Origin of the sequence: Limnospira platensis NIES-39 (assembly GCF_026000695.1) — a bacterium.
Lineage (GTDB): Bacteria > Cyanobacteriota > Cyanobacteriia > Cyanobacteriales > Microcoleaceae > Limnospira > Limnospira platensis.
In genome coordinates, this window is sequence record NZ_AP026945.1 from 1,973,591 (window position 1) to 1,993,963 (window position 20,373).

At 49.4% G+C, this 20,373-nt stretch carries 21 protein-coding genes; 15 read left to right on the forward strand and 6 right to left on the reverse strand.

Annotated features, from left to right (window positions below; translation table 11 throughout):
- The first annotated feature begins 167 nt into the window (after positions 1–167).
- On the forward strand, positions 168–1,226 hold the full coding sequence (gene psbD, locus N39L_RS09730) for a photosystem II D2 protein (photosystem q(a) protein) (RefSeq protein ID WP_006617906.1): 1,059 nt from the start codon (positions 168–170) through the stop codon (positions 1,224–1,226).
- 63 nt (positions 1,227–1,289) lie between these two features.
- On the opposite strand, the gene N39L_RS09735 is transcribed toward psbD, so the two are convergent.
- From N39L_RS09735 to N39L_RS09745, 3 genes are all read right to left on the reverse strand, one after another.
- Entirely contained in the window at positions 1,290–1,871 is a 582-nt protein-coding gene (locus N39L_RS09735) for a DUF1499 domain-containing protein (RefSeq protein WP_006617930.1), read from the reverse strand.
- The gene (locus N39L_RS09740) at positions 1,871–3,043 is read right to left on the reverse strand and encodes an RNA-guided endonuclease InsQ/TnpB family protein (protein WP_006617931.1); all 1,173 of its coding nucleotides are present in this window, start codon (positions 3,041–3,043) and stop codon (positions 1,871–1,873) included. Before N39L_RS09740 ends, N39L_RS09735 begins: the two co-directional genes overlap by 1 nt.
- Positions 3,044–3,304: 261 nt before the next feature.
- Positions 3,305–3,760, reverse strand: a complete 456-nt coding sequence (locus N39L_RS09745; RefSeq protein WP_014275086.1) for a hypothetical protein — start codon at positions 3,758–3,760, stop codon at positions 3,305–3,307.
- Positions 3,761–3,829: 69 nt separating this feature from the next.
- On the opposite strand from N39L_RS09745, the gene N39L_RS09750 reads away from it, so the two are divergent.
- The 3 genes from N39L_RS09750 (at position 3,830) to N39L_RS09760 (ending at position 9,365) form a co-directional block, all read left to right on the forward strand.
- Positions 3,830–4,000 (forward strand): hypothetical protein, encoded by a 171-nt coding sequence (locus tag N39L_RS09750; RefSeq protein WP_014275087.1) that lies wholly within the window; start codon positions 3,830–3,832, stop codon positions 3,998–4,000.
- A gap of 155 nt (positions 4,001–4,155) precedes the next feature.
- Positions 4,156–4,704: a type III secretion system chaperone family protein gene (locus N39L_RS09755; protein ID WP_014275088.1), complete on the forward strand. Its 549-nt coding sequence runs from the start codon at positions 4,156–4,158 to the stop codon at positions 4,702–4,704.
- 95 nt (positions 4,705–4,799) lie between these two features.
- Entirely contained in the window at positions 4,800–9,365 is a 4,566-nt protein-coding gene (locus N39L_RS09760) for a CHAT domain-containing protein (RefSeq protein WP_014275089.1), read from the forward strand.
- A gap of 246 nt (positions 9,366–9,611) precedes the next feature.
- Here N39L_RS09760 and N39L_RS09765 read toward each other — a convergent pair whose 3' ends face one another.
- Entirely contained in the window at positions 9,612–9,794 is a 183-nt protein-coding gene (locus tag N39L_RS09765) for a hypothetical protein (RefSeq protein WP_006617709.1), read from the reverse strand.
- Between the two features lie 155 nt (positions 9,795–9,949).
- On the reverse strand, positions 9,950–10,423 hold the full coding sequence (locus tag N39L_RS09770) for a hypothetical protein (RefSeq protein WP_434221618.1): 474 nt from the start codon (positions 10,421–10,423) through the stop codon (positions 9,950–9,952).
- 16 nt (positions 10,424–10,439) lie between these two features.
- On the opposite strand from N39L_RS09770, the gene N39L_RS09775 reads away from it, so the two are divergent.
- The 9 genes from N39L_RS09775 to N39L_RS09815 all read left to right on the forward strand — a co-directional run bounded on the left by N39L_RS09775 (position 10,440) and on the right by N39L_RS09815 (position 16,575).
- Positions 10,440–11,177 carry a hypothetical protein gene (locus N39L_RS09775; protein ID WP_014275091.1) on the forward strand — a complete coding sequence of 246 codons (738 nt, stop codon included), beginning with the start codon at positions 10,440–10,442 and terminating at the stop codon, positions 11,175–11,177.
- Positions 11,178–11,198: 21 nt separating this feature from the next.
- Positions 11,199–11,993 carry a DUF1822 family protein gene (locus tag N39L_RS09780; RefSeq protein WP_014275092.1) on the forward strand — a complete coding sequence of 265 codons (795 nt, stop codon included), beginning with the start codon at positions 11,199–11,201 and terminating at the stop codon, positions 11,991–11,993.
- Positions 11,994–12,169: 176 nt separating this feature from the next.
- Positions 12,170–12,619, forward strand: coding sequence for a hypothetical protein (locus N39L_RS09785; protein ID WP_006617712.1), 450 nt, complete (start codon positions 12,170–12,172; stop codon positions 12,617–12,619).
- A 138-nt stretch (positions 12,620–12,757) separates the two neighbouring features.
- Entirely contained in the window at positions 12,758–13,231 is a 474-nt protein-coding gene (locus N39L_RS09790) for a CBS domain-containing protein (RefSeq protein WP_006617713.1), read from the forward strand.
- A gap of 519 nt (positions 13,232–13,750) precedes the next feature.
- Complete coding sequence (gene nblB / locus N39L_RS09795; RefSeq protein ID WP_014275093.1) at positions 13,751–14,413, forward strand: phycobilisome degradation protein NblB; 663 nt, start codon at positions 13,751–13,753, stop codon at positions 14,411–14,413.
- A gap of 126 nt (positions 14,414–14,539) precedes the next feature.
- Complete coding sequence (gene psbZ, locus N39L_RS09800) at positions 14,540–14,731, forward strand: photosystem II reaction center protein PsbZ (RefSeq protein WP_006617715.1); 192 nt, start codon at positions 14,540–14,542, stop codon at positions 14,729–14,731.
- Between the two features lie 109 nt (positions 14,732–14,840).
- A complete protein-coding gene (ribH, locus tag N39L_RS09805; RefSeq protein ID WP_006617716.1) occupies positions 14,841–15,446 on the forward strand; it encodes a 6,7-dimethyl-8-ribityllumazine synthase in 606 nt (201 codons plus the stop codon).
- A 76-nt stretch (positions 15,447–15,522) separates the two neighbouring features.
- Positions 15,523–16,188 carry a methyltransferase family protein gene (locus N39L_RS09810; protein ID WP_006617717.1) on the forward strand — a complete coding sequence of 222 codons (666 nt, stop codon included), beginning with the start codon at positions 15,523–15,525 and terminating at the stop codon, positions 16,186–16,188.
- A gap of 150 nt (positions 16,189–16,338) precedes the next feature.
- On the forward strand, positions 16,339–16,575 hold the full coding sequence (locus N39L_RS09815; RefSeq protein ID WP_014275094.1) for a DUF4327 family protein: 237 nt from the start codon (positions 16,339–16,341) through the stop codon (positions 16,573–16,575).
- A gap of 89 nt (positions 16,576–16,664) precedes the next feature.
- On the opposite strand, the gene N39L_RS09820 is transcribed toward N39L_RS09815, so the two are convergent.
- A complete protein-coding gene (locus N39L_RS09820; RefSeq protein ID WP_014275095.1) occupies positions 16,665–16,928 on the reverse strand; it encodes a hypothetical protein in 264 nt (87 codons plus the stop codon).
- A gap of 307 nt (positions 16,929–17,235) precedes the next feature.
- Between N39L_RS09820 and N39L_RS09825 the strand changes: the two genes are divergently transcribed.
- Together N39L_RS09825 and N39L_RS09830 are read left to right on the forward strand one after the other, a co-directional pair.
- On the forward strand, positions 17,236–18,669 hold the full coding sequence (locus N39L_RS09825; protein ID WP_006617720.1) for a NupC/NupG family nucleoside CNT transporter: 1,434 nt from the start codon (positions 17,236–17,238) through the stop codon (positions 18,667–18,669).
- A gap of 38 nt (positions 18,670–18,707) precedes the next feature.
- Positions 18,708–19,391, forward strand: coding sequence for a hypothetical protein (locus N39L_RS09830; protein ID WP_014275096.1), 684 nt, complete (start codon positions 18,708–18,710; stop codon positions 19,389–19,391).
- Positions 19,392–20,373 lie beyond the last annotated feature (982 nt).

Below are 20,373 nucleotides of genomic sequence, written 5' to 3' on the forward strand. Positions count from 1 at the left end.
ACTTGCCAATCTGAGAATTTATGTTTATACTGTTAAGATAGGTAAAGAAAAGTTAACTGCATCGATCATATTCCTAACTTTCTGTTAATAACGGGAAGCTAGATTTTACAATAGAGATCAGTTGGCTGATTTACTGGAAATTATAATTTATTCGGAGATTTGGGTTTATGACAATAGCAGTCGAACGCCCCCAAGTCACTAGAGGATGGTTTGATGTCCTCGATGACTGGCTGAAGCGCGATCGCTTTGTATTCGTAGGATGGTCTGGTATCCTGCTGTTCCCCTGTGCCTATCTATCTATCGGCGGATGGCTCACCGGAACCACCTTTGTTACCTCTTGGTACACTCACGGACTCGCCAGTTCCTACCTCGAAGGCTGCAACTTCCTGACCGCTGCCGTCAGCACCCCCGCCAACAGTCTGGGTCACTCCCTGCTGTTCCTGTGGGGTCCCGAAGCTCAGTGGGACTTTACCCGCTGGTGTCAATTAGGGGGTTTATGGGCTTTTGTAGCTCTACACGGAGCTTTCGCGCTGATTGGGTTCTGCCTGCGTCAGTTAGAAATCGCCCGGTTGGTTGGCATTCGTCCTTATAATGCGATCGCTTTCACCGGTCCTATTGCGGTGTTCGTGAGCGTATTCTTAATGTACCCCTTGGGTCAATCTGGATGGTTCTTTGCTCCCAGCTTTGGTGTAGCAGGCATCTTCCGGTTTATCCTATTCTTCCAAGGATTCCACAACTGGACTCTCAACCCCTTCCACATGATGGGAGTTGCGGGCATCCTGGGTGGTGCGCTACTCTGTGCTATTCACGGTGCTACAGTAGAAAACACCCTGTTTGAAGACGGAGAAGGTTCTAACACCTTCCGAGCTTTTGAACCCACCCAAGCGGAAGAAACCTACTCCATGGTGACAGCTAACCGCTTCTGGTCTCAGATTTTTGGTATTGCTTTTTCCAACAAACGCTGGTTACACTTCTTCATGCTGTTTGTTCCTGTAACAGGGCTGTGGATGTGTTCCATCGGTGTAGTAGGTCTAGCTTTGAACCTGCGGGCTTATGACTTCGTGTCCCAAGAACTGCGGGCGGCAGAAGATCCTGAGTTTGAAACCTTCTATACTAAGAACATTCTACTTAACGAAGGTATTCGCGCTTGGATGGCTCCAGCCGATCAACCTCACCAAAACTTTGTATTCCCCGAAGAAGTTCTACCTCGCGGTAACGCTCTGTAATCTGGGACTACTCACATAACCAATTAACCCCCTTTCCTCAACGGATTGGGGGTTTTGGTTTGATTATAGATTCAAAAGGCTTCTGATGGTTTCGATCCGATCGCGATTAACTCCCAAATCTGACTCTCCCAGTCGGGAAGCCGATCGCACTTGAATCAGCGCCGCGTGATCATCTAAATAAAATTCTACATCATCCACAAAGCCCATAATCGCCGAGGTAAATTCGGCATTAAGATAATGGTCATCCGCCGTCACGATTTTGGCGTTGTCCATACTCTCGACCACTTGTTTGATTTGAGCCAATGCTTCCTCCCCAGAGTTGGAATAGGTGAAAGGTTCGATATAATGAACCGCGTCCTGGCTTTGGGTGGAAACGCAGTTAGGGGAATCGGGACAATCGGAGAGATGGCCGTCGTGTACTCCTAGGTTATCGGGTCGCTGTCCTGAGAAGGAAAACAGACTCCCTAGGACGCTGGGATGGGTAGGCGCAGCCAGCGCCACGGTTTCCCCCCCAAAATATCCAACCAGTCCCAACCATAAGGCGATCGCGATCGGTAGTAGTTTTTTGTGCAAGAATCCTAGGGGTGAAATCTGCATTTGACATCCTCCCCAGCCTAAAGGCGTGGGGATTCCTCGTTTGACCATTAGATAGCCTCCTGACGGGTAGACAAACAAGCCACTGCCCCAGGCTGGGGTCTAACATAGCTTAACGTTTGCCCATTCAGGTCGGCAAGCCCTGCCGCCAAAATATTTACACTGGCGTTGATATCGCGGTCCTGTTCTGCCCCGCAATTTAAGCAAAGCACAGACCGGATCGAGAGGTCTAGTTTGCCCCAGCGATCGCCACAACATGAACAAGTCCCAGAAGTGGGTTCCCATCGACTGATGACCCTCACCTCTCGCTCATTAATCATGTTAGCCTTGGCTTCACACAGGGTTCTAATCTGTCGCCACCCGGCCCGACTGATGGCCCTGGCTAGACAGCGGTTTTTAACCATACCTGAGACATTCAAATCCTCCAACACCACGACGCTGTTGTCTCCCACTAATCGAGTCGCCAGCTTTTGGTTGAAGTCTTGGCGAATATCGGACTGTTTCGCTTCTGTACGGGCGATCGCCACCCGTAAACGCCCTCGTCCCCTAGAGCCTTTAACAGACCTAGCTAGTTTACGCTTACCCTTGCGGATTTTGCGGTCTAAGGTATTGGTGTTAGATGCCTTCACCTTCTCACCCGTGCTTAATGTGGCTAAGGTTTCCAGTCCCAAATCTACGCCGACCCCTTGGTTTTTAGGTTCGACGGTGATGGGCTGAATCTCCACTACGAAACTCACAAAGTAACGCCCTGCACAGTCTTTAATCACTGTCACTGAACTAGGCTCAGAGGGCAGGGGTCTCGACCACTTCGTTTTTAACTCCCCAATTTTGGCGACATAGACTTTAGAGCCTTTCAGTTTAAATGCTGCTTTGGTAAAACGAGCAGATTGCCGGTTTGTCTTCTTTTTGAATCGAGGGGGGTTTACCCTTGGCCCCTTGCGTTCGCCCTTAACGGATTTAAAAAAGTTACGGTAGGCAATGTCTAAGTCCTGGAGAGCTTGCTGCAATGGAACGGAGGAAACATCACCAAGCCACGCCCTTTCCATAGTCTTCTTTGCCTCGGTCAACCGCCCTGAGAGTACCTTAACCCCCGGATACTGCCCAGACTGTTTTGAGAACGCTAACCCATCATTAAAAGCTACTCTCACACAGCCAAACAGTTGAGCAAGGCTTTGCTGCTGTCCGACGGTGGGGTAGATTCTATACTGATAGCGTGCTTTCATCGCTGTAGGCTCAGTGGTTTTGTAGTATTATACTAACTTAGCTTACCAAATGCTGTAGTCGGTGGAGCATTCCTTGATGTGCTCAAGGCTGATATTGAGAATCAAGAAAAGCCGTCCTAGAAGGACAGGGTTTTAGACCCATTTTTCTGATAACTGTCCAGTTCAATTGATTGATATCGATACTTCCCCGATTCTATCGCAGGAGGGCGGCGGGCTGGGAATAGATAATCATCAATCACTGAGAAGCCGGGAGTTTCCGCCTCATTCAGCCGGAACTAAGCGCGTCACCTTCAGCCGAAAATTTCCGCCTCTTACTTCTCCAAAAGCACGAACTCTCACAATATAATCCCCTCCCTCCACAATGCGAGCAAACAGGAGAGAGTTGGTAGTCCCGTCCGGGCGATCGTCATTTTCGGCGATCGCTATACCATCAGACGATAACAACACCACCACAGTATCAAAATCATCGGACATCAGATCAACCATCACTGTATCATCGGTTTCCAGGCGGATGCGATAGTCCCGCAAAAAGCCTCCATCTCCGATGGGAATATCTTGTGGTGAGAGGATGTCCTCTACCACTTCACCAGAAACCATGGGAATCGGTCGATACATGGGCTGTTGCGCTCGTACCGGAACTGTTGCCAATCCTAATGTACAAGCTGTGAGACCAGCCAGTAAACCTGAAGACCAAGAGGAAATAGACGGGTTTTCCATAAAGTTGAGGAGAGAGTGACGGTGGTTAAAATCAGATAATCTGCGCCTGGCGGGCTGAAAACTTTTCCAGTGGCGACAAACCTGGTTGATGACCCCCTGAGCGACAACTATCAACCAACTATCAACGGGGTTTCTTGGTGGCCGGGAATATATATGGCGGCACAGTTTCCCATGGTGTTATATTACCTCAAATTTCCCCACAAGTCAAGCCTCAATCCCCAAAAATTTCCCCACCTGTAAACCCCCTCCTGGTTGGGCTTTGGCTCCGTCGTCGTCCCTCCCTCAATCCCATGGTGCATAAAAAACCGGTCCGGAATCGATAGAACAGTTGTAGGCAGGATTTTTGACCCTGTTAGTATATGAGTGAGAGTAAACATCTCCGAGGAGTTGGGAATATGGCGACAACCTTAGCACAGGTGGCGGGTTTTCTGGATAATCGCGGATGGCGCTACCACAGCGACACCGACCGAAATCGCATCATTACCGCAGTCAAGTCCGAACAGGTGGAGGATTTTATGATTGTGATTCAGGTGCAAGAAGACGGGGAATATTTGGCTCTGTTTGCGCCGCAGCTATTGAACCTGAAAGACCATGTATATAAAGGCGTGGCGTTTCAGACCATGTTAACCATCGCCTGGGAGGAGAAGCTATTGCGGTGGGAATATGACCCCAGTGATGGAGAAGTGCGAACCAGCACCGGGATAGCCTTGGCAGATGCCACCCTGACCGAAAAACAGTTTAACCGCCTGCTGTCGGGGTTAATTCAACTCACCAATGAGGGCGTGGAAAGGTTGCAGGGGGTGTTGGCGACGGGAAATGACCCCGGAGGAAAGACCACCACCGCCCAAATGATGGCGGCGTTGCGGGAGATGTTGTCCGCTGAGGGGTTGGCAGAACTTGAGGCGCAACTGCAACAGTTACAAGGTGAGGGGGATTCGGTTTGATGACCCTTTGAATCCATGGCCAGCACAGCCAGTTTCCCCTGGGGACTGTCCTCTGTGCATCTGTTTCTGAGAACTTCAATACAAAAGACGAGGATATGATGAAACCATTATTTGAACAAATTTGTGGCTGGTTAGATGGGCGCGGCTGGGACTATCAGCCAGAGTCGGAACAGCAACGCCTGATTTTGCAGGTGGAGGGCTTAACCGTAGTTGTAGAAGTATCAGAAAATGGGGAATTTGTCAAGATATTTCTGCCCCAATTGTTGACCCTGGGTGACGACCATCCCCACTATGAGGCGGCTTTGGAAACCTTGCTGCATCTGGGTTGGCAATATAAACTGGCAAGGTGGCAGCGAGACCCGGATGATGGGGAAGTGCGGTTGCGGGCGGATTTACCGTTAGAAGATAGCCAACTGACCCAAAAACAGTTTTGGCGGACCCTGGAGGGAACCCTGCAAATTGCCCAACAGGGACGGGAACAACTGCGGGGAGTATTGGAGACGGGGGAAGATAGCCCGGAGAGAACAGCATTATTTGAAGCCTTGCTGCAAGCCGAAATGAAGGGAGGTGCTGAAGCGGTTTATCAGGAATTGGATCAACGGGGTGGCAGACTTGACCCTCAATTACCTGATGCAGCGAAAACCTTTCTCCAACAAGATCACATCTTGGGAAATAAGGAGATAGAAGCAGCCGTCGTTGGACTGATTGAAAACATCGCTATTAGTCTTCTGGAGTATCCCCGAGGTCGCCGAGAACAGAATGTAGCTATTGCCATTTTACTCTATGGGTTGGTACTGGAAGCACGACCCCCAGAACGCCTCCCAGACAAGTGGGCACAAACTCAAAACAACCTGGGTAATGCCTACTGTGACCTCCCCACAGGCGATCGCGCTGCCCACCTGCAACAGGCTATCAACTGCTACAACAATGCCCTCACCGTCTGGAACCCCGACACCGCCCCCTTAGATTGGGCGATGACCCAAAACAACCTGGGTTCTGCCTACTCTGACCTCCCCACAGGCGATCGCGCTGCCAACCTGCAACAGGCTATCAAATGCTACGAAGATGCCCTCACGGTCTGGAAGCCCGACACCGCCCCCTTAGAATGGGCGACCACCCAAAACAACCTGGGTTCTGCCTACTCTGACCTCCCCACAGGCGATCGCGCTGCCAACCTGCAACAGGCTATCAAATGCTACGAAAATGCCCTCACCGTCTGGAAGCCCGACACCGCCCCCTTAGATTGGGCGATGACCCAAAACAACCTGGGTAATGCCTACTTATACCTCCCCACAGGCGATCGCGCTGCCAACCTGCAACGGGCTATCAACTGCTACAACAATGCCCTCACCGTCTGGAACCCCGACACCGCCCCCTTACAATGGGCGACCACCCAAAACAACCTGGGTTCTGCCTACTCTGACCTCCCCACAGGCGATCGCGCTGCCAACCTGCAACAGGCTATCAAATGCTACGAAGATGCCCTCACCGTCAGGAAGCCGGACACCGCCCCCTTAGATTGGGCGGGGACCCAAAACAACCTGGGTAATGCCTACTTATACCTCCCCACAGGCGATCGCGCTGCCCACCTGCAACAGGCTATTCAATGCTACAACAACGCCCTCACCGTCAGGAACCCCGACACCGCCCCCTTAGATTGGGCGATGACCCAAAACAACCTGGGTTTAGCCTACTCTGACCTCCCCACAGGCGATCGCGCTGCCAACCTGCAACAGGCTATCAAATGCTACAACAATGCCCTCACCGTCTGGAAGCCGGACACCGCCCCCTTAGATTGGGCGATGACCCAAAACAACCTGGGTTCTGCCTACTCTGACCTCCCCACAGGCGATCGCGCTGCCCACCTGCAACAGGCTATCAAATGCTACAACAATGCCCTCACCGTCTGGAAGCCGGACACCGCCCCCTTAGATTGGGCGGGGACCCAAAACAACCTGGGTTTAGCCTACTTATACCTCCCCACAGGCGATCGCGCCGCCAACCTGCAACGGGCTATCGACTGCTACAACAAGGCTCTCACCGTCAGGAAGCCGGACACCGCCCCCTTAGAATGGGCGGGGACCCAAAACAACCTGGGTTCTGCCTACTCTGACCTCCCCACAGGCGATCGCGCTGCCCACCTGCAACAGGCTATCAACTGCTACAACAAGGCCCTCACGGTCTGGAACCCCGACACCGCCCCCTTAGATTGGGCGGGGACCCAAAACAACCTGGGTAATGCCTACTCTGACCTCCCCACAGGCGATCGCGCCGCCAACCTGCAACAGGCTATCAAATGCTACGAAGATGCCCTCACGGTCAGGAAGCCCGACACCGCCCCCTTAGATTGGGCGACCACCCAAAACAACCTGGGTTCTGCCTACTCTGACCTCCCCACAGGCGATCGCGCCACCCACCTGCAACGGGCTATCGACTGCTACAACAAGGCCCTCACCGTCAGGAAGCCGGACACCGCCCCCTTACAATGGGCGACGACCCAAAACAACCTGGGGAATGCCTACTCTGACCTCCCCACAGGCGATCGCGCTGCCAACCTGCAACAGGCTATCAAATGCTACGAAGATGCCCTCACGGTCTGGAAGCCCGACACCGCCCCCTTACAATGGGCGACGACCCAAAACAACCTGGGGAATGCCTACTCTGACCTCCCCACAGGCGATCGCGCTGCCAACCTGCAACAGGCTATCAAATGCTACGAAAATGCCCTCACCGTCTGGAAGCCCGACACCGCCCCCTTACAATGGGCGACCACCCAAAACAACCTGGGTTTAGCCTACTCTGACCTCCCCACAGGCGATCGCGCTGCCCACCTGCAACGGGCTATCAAATGCTACGAAGATGCCCTCACGGTCAGGAAGCCCGACACCGCCCCCTTAGATTGCCTACAAACCGCTCGCAATTGGGCTAACTTGGAATTTAATCAAGGGCATTGGCAACAAGCCTTAAACCAGTATCAGACTGCCATTGCAGCCATTGAGCAATCTCGCCGTGGGGCGCTCAGTGAAAGTCGCCGCCAGCAGATTATCCAGGAGTCGATTTATGTCTATGAAAATGCCATCCAAGCTGCCATCAACCTTGACGACATCCCCACCGCCCTGGAAATTGTGGAACGGGTGCGGGCGAAACGTCTGGTAGACTTGATGGCAACTGCTGACCTTTACGCCGACGGCAATATTCCCCCCCAGGTGCAGGAGTGGCTACAACAACTCGATCGCCTCGATGACCAAATTGCCCAAAAACGCCAGGAATTTCAAGACGACTCCGGGGAAACGAAACCCGACGGACTCAAAACCCGCCAACTCCGCGCCGCCACCGCCGTCTCCGCTGACATTGCCGAAATCGAACGCCAAAAACAAGACATCCTCGACCAAATTGGTGGCGTTGATGAAGTGGTCGCCAAACTGCGACAGGTTCAACCCCCCAAACTCTCGGACTTTCAACCCCTACTCTCGAAAAAAACCGCAATTCTCAACTTCTATACCACCGACGACGACACCCATATTTTCATCCTGCGACCCGGAGAGTCCCAACCCCATTGTTTCACCTGCAAAGGACAGGGACTAGAAACCCTACAAATGTGGTTAATAAAAACTTGGATGAAGCCCTACCTCAGCGATAAAACCCAGTGGCGGGAACAAATGCCGGACACCCTGGCGGAAATTGCCCACCGCCTGCAACTCAACCGCCTGATCACCGAACACCTCCAAGACATGGAGGAATTAGTGATTGTTCCCCATCTGTTTCTCCATCAAATCCCCTTTGTGGCGTTACCCATCAATCTCTCCTCGCCCACTGGGAGAGGGGCTGGGGGTGAGGGTTATCTGGGCGATAAATTCCTGCTCCGATACGCCCCCAGTCTGCAAGTTCTGGGCTTCTGTCACCATCGGGGTCCGGTCTCCATGAGCGATTATGGCACGGCAGAAAATGCCACGGACGACCTACCCTTTAGCGGTTTCGAGGGGTCAAAGGTGGCGGAATTGTTCAAAATTGACCCCCAACGTCGCCTGATTGGTGCCGCAGCCACCCGCCAAAACTACCGGCAATTACTGGCACAAGTTAACCGCCTGGTCAGCACCCACCACGCCCAAAGTCGCTTTGACAATTCTCAGGAGTCGGGATTAAAATTGAGTGACGGCACTATCAGCGTCAGCCAACTGTTTTCTCCGGGTTGGCGTTTCCCGAAACTAGACGAGGTGTTTCTCTCCTGTTGCGAAACGGGGCTATTTTCGCCGAGTAGTGCCATTGATGAACCTGTGGCATTAAGTACGGGATTTCTCTGTGCGGGGGCGCGGGGTCTCATTGCCAGTCAGTGGTCGATTTACGACTGTTCGGCGGCGCTGTTATCGATTCTCTATCATGAACAGCGCCAAGGGGGGTTAAACCGGGTTCGGGCTTTGCAAGCGGCACAGCAAAAAATGCGCCAAATGACGGGGGCGGAGTTTAAGAAACAGTATAAAGAGCCGGTGGAAAATCATCTGAAAGCTGAGGAGAATCGACTGGCTAATCACGTTAATCACGAGCCACTCCTCATGGGTGTCTCGGATGCGCAAAGAGCGGTTAAAATGTATGCCAACGACAAGGGTTGTCCGTTTGAGCATCCGGTGCATTGGGGGGCGTTGGGCTGTTACGGCCTGGGGTAAAGATTGACCCTCACCCACAACCTCTCTCCTTAAACGGGAGAGGGGATTACCGGATTTGAGAAATCATTAGAAATGGTTTTTTTCTCCCTACGAGAGATGTTGAGAAACCGGATTTCTGACTCACCCAGTTTATCTATAGCGTTTTTCATATTCATAAGGTAAAGCCCTCACCCCAAACCCCTCTCCCAAAGAGGGAGAGGGGCTTTGAAAAGTACCTCACCAATCCACCGAACCGCTATAATCGAACTAATTGACAGATAATTGGCGTTGAGAAGTGACGCAATCTTGGAGGTAAAGATTAATGAGTTCCTGATAAGATACCCCTTCTTTTTGAGCCATATTTTGAAAATATTCGATCACATCAATTCCCAGAGAAATTGTGACTTGTTTTGTTAAGGGCTTGGCAAAAGGATTTGGTCTCCTTTTCATTTGGGAAAGATCCTATTCCGGTTCCATGAGTTTATCTCCGATATTCTTGGCTGAGGTTGATAAACCCGGTTTCTTGACCACGATAGGGGCTATATATATGCCCGCACATTCTCCCATGCTGTTATGATATGTCAAATATGGGAAAAAGTCAAGCCTTAATCAGTAACAATTTCCCCCTGATTAAGAAGGGTATCGGAAAGGCGATCGCACCCTACGATAATGTGGGATAATCTCAGCAGCGGCGGTGCGTCAGATGAATAGATTTCCCGCCGATTAAGAAAGGTGTCGGAAAGGCGATCGCACCCTACGATAATGTGGGATAATCTCAGCAGCAGAGGCGGTGCGTCAGATGAATAGATTTCCCCCTGATTAAGAAAGGTGTCGGAAAGGCGATCGCACCCTACGATAATGTGGGATAATCTCAGCAGCAGCGGCGGTGCGTCAGATGAATAGATTTCCCGCCGATTAAGAAGGGTATCGGAAAGGCGATCGCACCCTACGATAATGTGGGATAATCTCAGCAGCAGCGGCGGTGCGTCAGATGAATAGATTTCCCGCCGATTAAGAAAGATGTCGGAAAGGCGATCGCACCCTACGATAATGTGGGATAATCTCAGCAGGTCTACCAAGTGGAGGAATGTGGCAATGACAGAAGATTCTAAATGTCCCCATGAGGAGGTAAAAGACATTTTGCGTCGGGCGCTAAAAGCCAAATCTGCTAGAGAAAGCAAACGCCTGCGACGGGAGGCGATGCGAATGATGATGGCGGCACCGGAACACTGTTTTTGGCGGGGAGAACCGCCCCAATATCGGGATGATTTACTGTATGTTGAAGCGGTGGCGGTCGCTTGGGATTATATAGAACGCAAAATTCATGGAAATGTTCGGGGTGGGAAAGTTTACGACCCCGATATTGACAACGCTGCTAGTCCCTTCACTCTCTGGGATATTCGCTGTAAAGGGGAGTATAAAAACCGACTGCAACAACGGCGGGAGTTAATCGATGATAATCCCCCCAAACCCGATCCGGAAACACCTTACAATATTGAAAATGAACCGCAGCCCTCGGTAGATATTCCCCGGTTAGAAGGTATCCGCCGCGAAATTGAAAACGACCCGACGGGAGAGTTAACGAGTTCTTTTGTCCGCCAAACCCCACCGCCGCCCATTACGGTTCAAGATGCTTTATTGTTCATTTACGATCGCGTCTCTAAGGGGGAAAAATACACCCTAAAATTGGTCGCCGAACATTTTAAGATACCGCCGGGAGTCGTCAACGGGGCTTGGAGTCGCACCATCAGTCCCCTGTTGAAAAAGATGGGCGATCGCCTTTCTCAGGAACTAGATTTAGATGGGGATATTTACCCCTATACAAGCTGTTAACCAGAGCCATATATTAACACCATGAACACTCAAGAATTATTCGGTCAACTGATTCCGATTCCGCCCAAAATAACCCAGTATTTACAAAGGCTTTCCCGTGACATTGAACCTTCCCAATTTTCAGAGATTGCCAAAAAAGCGATCGCTGTTTGGGTGGTGCATCGCTATCTAAAAAGGTTCGATTATCAATCGGATTTCCGCACCAGTAGCGCCTGGAATGTCGCCGCCCAGGTTTTGACAGATTTGGCGGATTTAGAAATCTTTGAAGATAGCCGCAGTTTGGGAATAGTTGAATGTATCCCCCTAGCGGCTGATGCCGAAAGTTTGGAGATTCCCCAAGGGTCAATAATAGGCGATCGCATTGCCTATATTGCCGTAGAAATTAACCCGCCCCAAACCTGGGGAAAAATTGTCGGATTTACCCCCGCCCTAGAAACAGAATATCCAGAACCGAGTATCGATCGCCAAGACCTGTTAGAATGCGATCGGCTGTTGGATTTATTGGAACTCGCCGAACCCCTCGCCGACCCGTCCCGATTTGCGGAATTAGAGTCCTATTGGTCCGGTTGGGGTGAATGGTCTGCGGAAGCACGCCAAGCAGTTGTCGCCCAACTGGAAAAAGCCCTATTATTAGAAACCAAGGAACCCCTACAAGTGGAGTCCGCCGCCCAGGAATTGGAAGCCTTAATCGCCCAATCTGTAGCCGACTCCGAGCGAGAATTGGCAATGCGAGAAGATCCAGAAAATGAGTCCCGCCAACAACTGCGATCGATTTTGCGGCGGTTATTCGAGTCATTGCGGGCAGCAGAAGATTAATCACCAGTTCCCCTACCCCCCAAGGGATGTCAAGGCTCTGGGAGGCTCCTGGGGCGTTTTGGTGGCGATCGCTGTTGAGGGTGCAACCAGCCCCTGCATAAAAAAATCATCATTTCCCAGAGTTAGTTATGTAAGGGGTTCCCCCCAACTATAACTATCAAATCCAAGGCAAAATCATGGAACACATTGCCAACATTCTGCCCAAGCTGATTCCCCATACCATCACCGCCCAAAATAGCCTTTTATATCCCGTGGTGGAAAATGCGATCGCCTCTTCTCAAATCCGCCTTGATAGGTTGCCCTACGCCGTGCGCTGGCACATTCCCGCTCACAAATATTCACAGGCTCAAGGCTTTATCCAACAACTGACCCAACCCGCCGGCGGCTACAACACCACCCTTTCCCATGGCAATTGGCTCAATCCCAGGGAGAAAAATTGGGTGGGGGAACCTATCGTTTTGGTGAAATCTTACATGACGGCGGCGATGTTGCAGCGACACCTCGGCGCGATGGTGCGGGGTTCCTACCGCATGGGTCGCACACTGGGAGAAGAGGCGATCGCTCTGGAAATTATCACCAATAATACCATGCTGATCATCCCCACAGACCGTCGGATCTCCCCTTGACTCCAGAGCGCTGTACCCCATCATTCTCCTGAAGCCCGCACCTATCCTAACCGGTGGGTGTCGGGAATATGTCATCGTATGCCAATTTTTCGATAAGATGAGAACTATAGACCGACAGTGAAACCGGAAGCAGAGACCATGGCTAAAACCGTTGCCGATGTAATGACCCCTAATCCCCTTGTGATTAGTCCTGATGCGCCCTTAACTGATGCGATCGCCCTACTAGCCCAGAACCGAATTGGGGGGCTTCCCGTGATGGATAACACGGGTAAATTGGTGGGCTTTATCTCGGAAACTGATATTATCTGGCAGCAAAGTGGCGTGACCCCACCAGCCTACATCACTATTCTCGACAGTGTGATTTATCTCGAAAATCCCTCTCGCTACGAAAAGGAATTACACAAAGCCCTCGGTCAAACCGTGGGAGACGTAATGAGTAACGGACCCATGATCACCATTAAACCAGATTGCTCTCTGTCAGAAGCAGCCCGGTTGATGAACCAAAAACAAGTGCATCGCCTGCCAGTTTTGGATGGGTCCAAAAAATTAATCGGTATTTTGACCTGTGGGGATATTATCCGAGTCATGGCTATAGGTACTGATGACGACTGAAGCCCATCGGTTTCCCCAGTTGTTGTTAGTTTTTTGATACATTTACGCGGCATTTTTCCGGTTCCGGATAATGCAACGATAGCACCATTACCTGTTAAGGTAATGGAGGCGGTATCCCGCAAAGCTTTTAGAAAGATGATCCAAAAGCACTGTTTAGCTTGGTAGTCTTAGACCTGATTTTTCGCTTCACCTTGGCAACCATGTTGGAAGTCTCGAAGATGAGCACAAAAAATTAGGCTGTTTTATGGGATGGTCAGGGATGCGACCCAATCAACCAAGGGGTTGAAGTTCTCACCGTCGGGAGTTATTTCGCGCATTTGGGCTCTATTTCATACCCGAACGTCTCGCACCATTGGTATGGTAGCGCATCGCCCTAATTGGTGGTTCAACTAATCTGCGATTAAATTAAGCTCTCATCGCAGAATAAGATGGGAATAGTCCTTAAAGGTTAGTTCTCCCCCTAGGGTGAGAGTAGCCCCGGACCTTAACCGACAGCAACTGCTTAACTGTTTAACCAAAATGACTATTACTCCAGAGTCCATTGTGCAACAACTGAGTTCGGAAAATCTTGGCGATCGCTTACGGGGGGTTAACCAAATCCGTCAACTCGAAAAAAGTATCGGCTTTGAATTACTGCAAAGGGCGATCGCTGACTCAGATACCCGAGTCCGATATGCAGCAGTTAGCCAAATGGCCAGCCTCGGACACCAAGATCGCGACCTCTCTTTAAACCTATTGCGCGATTGTCTGCTTAACGATCCAGAACCTGATGTCCAAGCAGCCGCCGCCGATTCCATCGGGGCTTTGAAACTCACAGAAGCCTTTGAAGACCTCCATCAGGTTTACCATAATACCTCCGAATGGTTGGTGCAATTGAGCATTATTGCCGCTTTAGGAGAATTGGGAGATCCGCGCGGTCTTGAACTCCTCGAACATGGCCTGATTCATGGCAACGAATTGATCCAAACCGTTGCGATCAGCGCTTTGGGAGAATTAGGCGATCGTCAAGCCATACCCCTATTAATATCCCGTGCATCAGACCCAGATTGGCAGATCCGCCACCGCATCGCCCAAGCCTTATCTCGCCTGGGGGGCGAGGAAGTTCAAGAGGTTTTGCAACAATTGGCTACTGATGAAGTCTCCCAAGTCGCCCAAGAAGCACAATCAACACACAATTCCTAAAATCTGGGTTTATCAGACGGTGCAATTTCTGGTAGCGTAAATATAAAGTACGAGCCGAAAAGGCTGATCTCGGCTAATCTATCGTTATTTGTACTTACGCTTATCCTTTTTGCTTGGGAGAAAAAAATGTTAACACTTCTGTTTCAAGTGCTTTTGGCGGCTTTGGTGATTGTGTCCTTCCTCATGATTGTCGCGGTTCCTGTGGCTTATGCTTCTCCTCAAAATTGGAGTCAGTCTAAGCCCCTCATTTTTATCGGTTCTGGCCTGTGGGCGGTGCTGGTGATTTTAGTAGGAGTTTTTAACTACTTAGTTGTTTAGCCCCCTCGGCTATTGACAATTAACTTAGTAGAGGTCAGAGGAATGGGGAAATCTTCCACCCCAAACCTCTATCCTCAAATACTCAACAGATAATTTAGACTATTTTATTATGACGGTTTTTGAAGGTACTTTTACTCAGCTTGAGTCCGTAAAGTTGGCGATCGTAATTGGTCGGTTTAACGATTTGATTACCACTAAACTACTAGAAGGGTGTCAAGATTGTTTAAAGCGACATGGGGTAAATCCTGACCCCCACGGGACTCAGGTTGATTATATTTGGGTTCCTGGTAGTTTTGAAATTCCCATGGTGGCTAATCAATTAGCCCTCAGCGGTCGCTATGATGCCATCATTTGTCTGGGGGCGGTCATTCGCGGACACACTCCCCATTTTGATTATGTGGCGGCGGAAGTGTCTAAAGGAATTGCGGCTTCTGCTTTCCAAACTGGCGTACCTGTGATATTTGGTATCTTAACTACTGATTCCATGCAACAGGCTTTGGAACGTGCCGGAATTAAAAGCAACAAGGGTTGGGATTATGCTATGAATGCCATGGAAATGGTAAGCCTAATGCGACAAATGCGCCATCAAGGACGCTCAGGGCCTTATTTACCTAATACTATTGGCGCAACATCAACTCCGGTTTTATCAGCCGGTGTTGATACGGATGAATCCTCGGAATTGTCCACAGAATCCGGCGATCGCTCTAATCCATAACAACCTAAATCAGATAATTAGGTAATTTCCCAATATTTAAGCTGTCAATTATCGGGTATTTGCGGGATGAGTTACCATGAAAATTAAACAGGCGATCGACCTCCATAAATTCTTGACTTTTCTAGTCGTCCTGGGGTTGATGGTGGCATATAATAACTTTACCATCGGCCCCTGGGTTTATCTCGCTCTCCACGGAACCTATGGGATTTTGTGGTTGTTAAAAAGCCGTATTTATCCAGATAAACAGTGGGAAGAAGAGGTGACTTGGTGGAAGGGAGTGGCGGTGTTTACCTTTTTAATATCATATTGGGTGGCTCCATTTCTATTAGTTAGTAGTTACTCAGAACCACCCCCTATATTGATTTCTGCCGCCATTTCTATTAACCTATTGGGCGTATTTTTGCACTACACCAGTGATGCTCAAAAATACTACACCTTAAAATATAAATCCGGATTAATTACGGAGGGATTTTTTGCCCGTTCTCGTAATATTAATTATGGGGGAGAAATTCTGATTTATCTCAGTTTTGCGATGTTAGCACAACATTGGCTACCGTTTGTGATTCTGGCATCATTTGCGATCGCTATTTTTATCCCCAATATGCTCAAAAAAGATAAATCCCTCTCCCGCTACCCGGAATTTGAACAATATCGCCAAAATTCTGGGCTACTCTTACCCAAATTATGGGGAAAAATCCCCGACTCTAACCCTAGTGCGATCGCCCCAAATAATGATGGATGATTCCCTGAATTTAATCAGACTGTTAAAAATAGTAAAGATATAGGGATAAAACAGACATATTGGGGGACAATGTGTTTAGGGAATACCACCAGAGGTAGTCCCGGATACCGTTTAGTTATTTACCCGATTCATTGGGTAGGGGGTTATAATATGGTACAAGCTGTTATTCATAGTACCGTCAAATATTCCATTAAAGTCATTCAAGACGAGGCGCGTAACCTGGTAGAAAAAGGATTAATCGATCGCCATCAACCAATTTACACCATGTGCCAGTATATCCCAGCCCGTGAGTGGGATTGGGTCGAGTGTGAATTAGAACAAAATGATTTTTTGCTCAGAGATAGGGTCATTGACCTCTTAGGTCGTGAGGATTGGAAGGAAGACTAGATTGATAAATAGGCATATTAGCGTGAATGTTCGCGTCAGCTTGATTAGGGCGCTGGCTAATTGCGCCCTGGTGACTGCTATTTGTGTATTTAGGGCTCCGTCAGAGAATCATTATTATTCTTGAATGGGGACGGTGGGCGATCGCTACTCCAAGCCCACCAAGCACAACCACATTGACAGTGATAAAATTCTTGCCACTTGCGGCGGTTATTATCCCCATATACAGGCGATCGGCGATTAATCCACACCTGTTGAGCTTCTAAACTGCTGGCCGAACATTGGGGACAGCAAAACTCGAAGGCGTGAACAGCATCACTGGTCCAGTTAGGCGGTGTTAGCTGAAAAGCATCCATTTTAATCAGACTTTTTGCCCTATTGTAGATTGTATTTGGCTGCCGCAACATACCTAATTCATATATATTTGTGTTTCAACCGGATTTGGTGCAAGATTCGTAGTAACCAAAATCCTCAGTATCCATTTATCATCTGGTGATAACTTAGCCCAGAGGTGTACATCCACCCCTTGATAAGTTATGGCATATTTAGATTTGAGGCGAAATTGGAGCCGATGGTTTCCGGGCAACCCCCCAACCCATCAATCACTATAGTTGTGGGTGCAGCTTCTCCAATTATTCAGTTTCCGCACTTAGGGAAAGATTTATGAATCCACTGCTGAATTTAATTTCCCTACTGGGAATTGCTGGTTTGTGCTTTATTGCTTGGTTAACTTCCGAAAACAAGCGCGTCATCCCCTGGAATGTGATCATTTGGGGAATAGGCTTACAAATGGTTATTGGACTCATTGTATTTGTCTTAGGTAGCCAATTAGTCGAGGGACTCAGCACCCTGCTTAACTCAATTTTGGACGCTTCCGAAGCTGGGGCGCGATTCTTATTTGGTGGACCACAATCAATTTTGGTAGCTGACCCAGACTTTCGCGCTGGTCCGGGTCCCGCTGGACGTTGGATTGCTAGGGCTGTGGGAACTCCCTATGTCGCAGTCCCAGGCGATCGCATTGGCCCCGATAATCTTAACCCCGGTTTTGCCTATGTTCTAGCATTTCGCGCCCTTCCTCAAGTCATTTTCTTTGCCGGTTTGGTCAGCTTATTATATCGACTGAATATCATTCAGCCAGTCGTGCAAATTTTCGCCAAAATATTTCAGAAAACCATGGGAATTAGTGGCGCTGAATCCCTATCCGGTGCCGCTAATATTTTTGTTGGTATTGAATCGGCGATCGCTGTTAAACCCTATTTATTAGACATGACCCGCAGCGAACTATGTGCCATTCTCGCCAGTTGTTTCGGGTCGATCGCTTCCTCCGTTTTAGCATTATATGCCGGATTTCTCAGGCCGACTTTTCCCAACATCACCGGACACCTAGTTTCTGCCTCCTTAATGACAATTCCCGCCTGCTTTGTCATTGCCAAAATTCTAGTACCAGAAACTGGTCAACCCAAAACTATGGGCAAAGTTCCCGAAGAACCAAAAACCGATAAAGCCAGCCTTCCTAACCCTATGGATAGCTTAATCGGTGGTGCTTTAGATGGCGTGAAAATGGCAGTAGGAATAGCCGCCGCCTTGATTGCCATTTTGGGAATGGTGGCGTTAGTTAATTTGGTCTTTCAGACTTTGGCAGGATTGTCCGACAGTAATTTTTTCCTCCTTAGTTGGATAGGTAATATATTTCAGGTCATTACCCTACAAAACATTTTGGGAGCCTTATTTTTACCTCTCACCTTTTTAACGGGTGTCTCCCTAGAATGGCAAGAACTCTGGCAGTCTTCCCTGTTAATTGGCAGAAGGCTTTTGGAAACTAATATACCCCCCTATCAAGCCCTCGCTCAACTTAATGCTAACGGCGAAATTAGCAACCGCGCCATGTTAATTGTTAGCTATGTTTTGTGCGGATTTACTCATTTTGCCTCCTATGGAATTTTCGTCGGTGGTTTATCTTCCTTGATTCCCAGCCGACGTTCTGAAGTCGCGTCTTTAGGGTTTACTGCCTTGTGGGCAGGGACTTTGGCAACTTTAATGACAGGCTGTATGGCGGGATTATTTGACTTTGGAAATCCGGCTATTTTTGGCAAGTAATTAACTAGATTAATTCGGGCTTACTTTGAGGAAAAACTATGCAACCAAAACGCCTGAAAATTATAGGCTTGGGACTCATCACCGCTTTACTTTTACTCGTGTTCGGTAATATGGATCGCCTACCATTTACCAACATACCAGCAGAATCGGCGATCGCTCAACAGACTACTCCCACTCCCACTCCGACACCCACTCCCAGCCCCACACCAGAACCCACCCCAGAACCCACCCCAGAACCTGCACCACCGCCGCCGGAACCCACAAATTCTGTGGAACCATTACCCCTAAGTGGTAGCACTTTTAAGGACCCCCAAGGTCGTTTTGAGGTAGGACTTATCCAGGATTTTAGTGTGGGGTTTGCGGGCAATTTTCCCCTGTTTGAGTCCCCAGATGGTAACTTGGCTTATACTGTCGTAGCTAGATATCGTGAAAGCGATCGCGCTTTACCCGAATTAGCGATCGCCCAAATTGCGATCGAAATCTTTGAGCGCGGCGAAGGTTTTAAACCCGGAAATTTTCAAACTTTGGGCACCGGAGAAGTGCAAATGCCTTGGACGGGAACCTTAAAAATCGGTGGCAGAAGCCAACCCATGTCGGGAGCGATTGTTGCCCGTCAAGCTGGTAATCAAATCCTGGTTTTATTGGTTTCTGCTACAGCAGCAGGAACCCCTAATATAGAGGGTGCTGTCGCGGCTTTGTCCGACACACTACAACCCCTGTAAAAGTAATTAATAATTATTAATTGTAGGGGCGGGTTCCGCTGTCAATTTTCCATCCCCACCAGGATATTAATAAACCCGCCCCACCGTTTGTTGACCACCATATGGGGTGGTGCGGTGGTGCGTCAGGTGATAATAATTAATTATTAATTGTAGGGGCGGGTTCCGCTGTCAATTTTCCATCCCCACCGGGATATTAATAAACCCGCCCCACCGTTTGTTGACCACCATATGGGGTGGTGCGGTGGTGCGTCAGGTGATAATAATTAATTATTAATTGTAGGGGCGGGTTCCGCTGTCAATTTTCCATCCCCACCGGGATATTAATAAACCCGCCCCACCGTTTGTTGACCACCATATGGGGTGGTGCGGTGGTGCGTCAGGTGATAATAATTAATTATTAATTGTAGGGGCGGGTTCCGCTGTCAATTTTCCATCCCCACCGGGATATTAATAAACCCGCCCCACCGTTTGTTGACCACCATATGGGGTGGTGCGGTGGTGCGTCAGGTGATAATAATTAATTATTAATTGTAGGGGCGGGTTCCGCTGTCAATTTTCCATCCCCACCGGGATATTAATAAACCCGCCCCACCGTTTGTTGACCACCATATGGGGTGGTGCGGTGGTGCGTCAGGTGATAATAATTAATTATTAATTGTAGGGGCGGGTTCCGCTGTCAATTTTCCATCCCCACCGGGATATTAATAAACCCGCCCCACCGTGTTGACCACCATATAAAGTGGTGCGGTGGTGCGTCAGGTGATAATAATTAATTATTAATTGTAGGGGCGGGTTCCGCTGTCAATTTTCCATCCCCACCGGGATATTAATAAACCCGCCCCACCGTGTTGACCACCATATAAAGTGGTGCGGTGGTGCGTCAGGTGATAATAATTAATTATTAATTGTAGGGGCGGGTTCCGCTGTCAATTTTCCATCCCCACCGGGATATTAATAAACCCGCCCCACCGTGTTGACCACC

Bases quoted from the DNA above. Each gene is read 5' to 3' on its own strand.
- psbD (WP_006617906.1), top strand. From the start codon at position 168: ATGACAATAGCAGTCGAACGCCCCCAAGTCACTAGAGGATGGTTTGAT.
- N39L_RS09735 (WP_006617930.1), bottom strand. From the start codon at position 1,871: ATGGTCAAACGAGGAATCCCCACGCCTTTAGGCTGGGGAGGATGTCAA.
- N39L_RS09740 (WP_006617931.1), bottom strand. From the start codon at position 3,043: ATGAAAGCACGCTATCAGTATAGAATCTACCCCACCGTCGGACAGCAG.
- N39L_RS09745 (WP_014275086.1), bottom strand. From the start codon at position 3,760: ATGGAAAACCCGTCTATTTCCTCTTGGTCTTCAGGTTTACTGGCTGGT.
- N39L_RS09755 (WP_014275088.1), top strand. From the start codon at position 4,156: ATGGCGACAACCTTAGCACAGGTGGCGGGTTTTCTGGATAATCGCGGA.
- N39L_RS09760 (WP_014275089.1), top strand. From the start codon at position 4,800: ATGATGAAACCATTATTTGAACAAATTTGTGGCTGGTTAGATGGGCGC.
- N39L_RS09765 (WP_006617709.1), bottom strand. From the start codon at position 9,794: ATGAAAAGGAGACCAAATCCTTTTGCCAAGCCCTTAACAAAACAAGTC.
- N39L_RS09775 (WP_014275091.1), top strand. From the start codon at position 10,440: ATGACAGAAGATTCTAAATGTCCCCATGAGGAGGTAAAAGACATTTTG.
- N39L_RS09780 (WP_014275092.1), top strand. From the start codon at position 11,199: ATGAACACTCAAGAATTATTCGGTCAACTGATTCCGATTCCGCCCAAA.
- N39L_RS09785 (WP_006617712.1), top strand. From the start codon at position 12,170: ATGGAACACATTGCCAACATTCTGCCCAAGCTGATTCCCCATACCATC.
- N39L_RS09790 (WP_006617713.1), top strand. From the start codon at position 12,758: ATGGCTAAAACCGTTGCCGATGTAATGACCCCTAATCCCCTTGTGATT.
- nblB (WP_014275093.1), top strand. From the start codon at position 13,751: ATGACTATTACTCCAGAGTCCATTGTGCAACAACTGAGTTCGGAAAAT.
- psbZ (WP_006617715.1), top strand. From the start codon at position 14,540: ATGTTAACACTTCTGTTTCAAGTGCTTTTGGCGGCTTTGGTGATTGTG.
- ribH (WP_006617716.1), top strand. From the start codon at position 14,841: ATGACGGTTTTTGAAGGTACTTTTACTCAGCTTGAGTCCGTAAAGTTG.
- N39L_RS09810 (WP_006617717.1), top strand. From the start codon at position 15,523: ATGAAAATTAAACAGGCGATCGACCTCCATAAATTCTTGACTTTTCTA.
- N39L_RS09815 (WP_014275094.1), top strand. From the start codon at position 16,339: ATGGTACAAGCTGTTATTCATAGTACCGTCAAATATTCCATTAAAGTC.
- N39L_RS09820 (WP_014275095.1), bottom strand. From the start codon at position 16,928: ATGGATGCTTTTCAGCTAACACCGCCTAACTGGACCAGTGATGCTGTT.
- N39L_RS09825 (WP_006617720.1), top strand. From the start codon at position 17,236: ATGAATCCACTGCTGAATTTAATTTCCCTACTGGGAATTGCTGGTTTG.
- N39L_RS09830 (WP_014275096.1), top strand. From the start codon at position 18,708: ATGCAACCAAAACGCCTGAAAATTATAGGCTTGGGACTCATCACCGCT.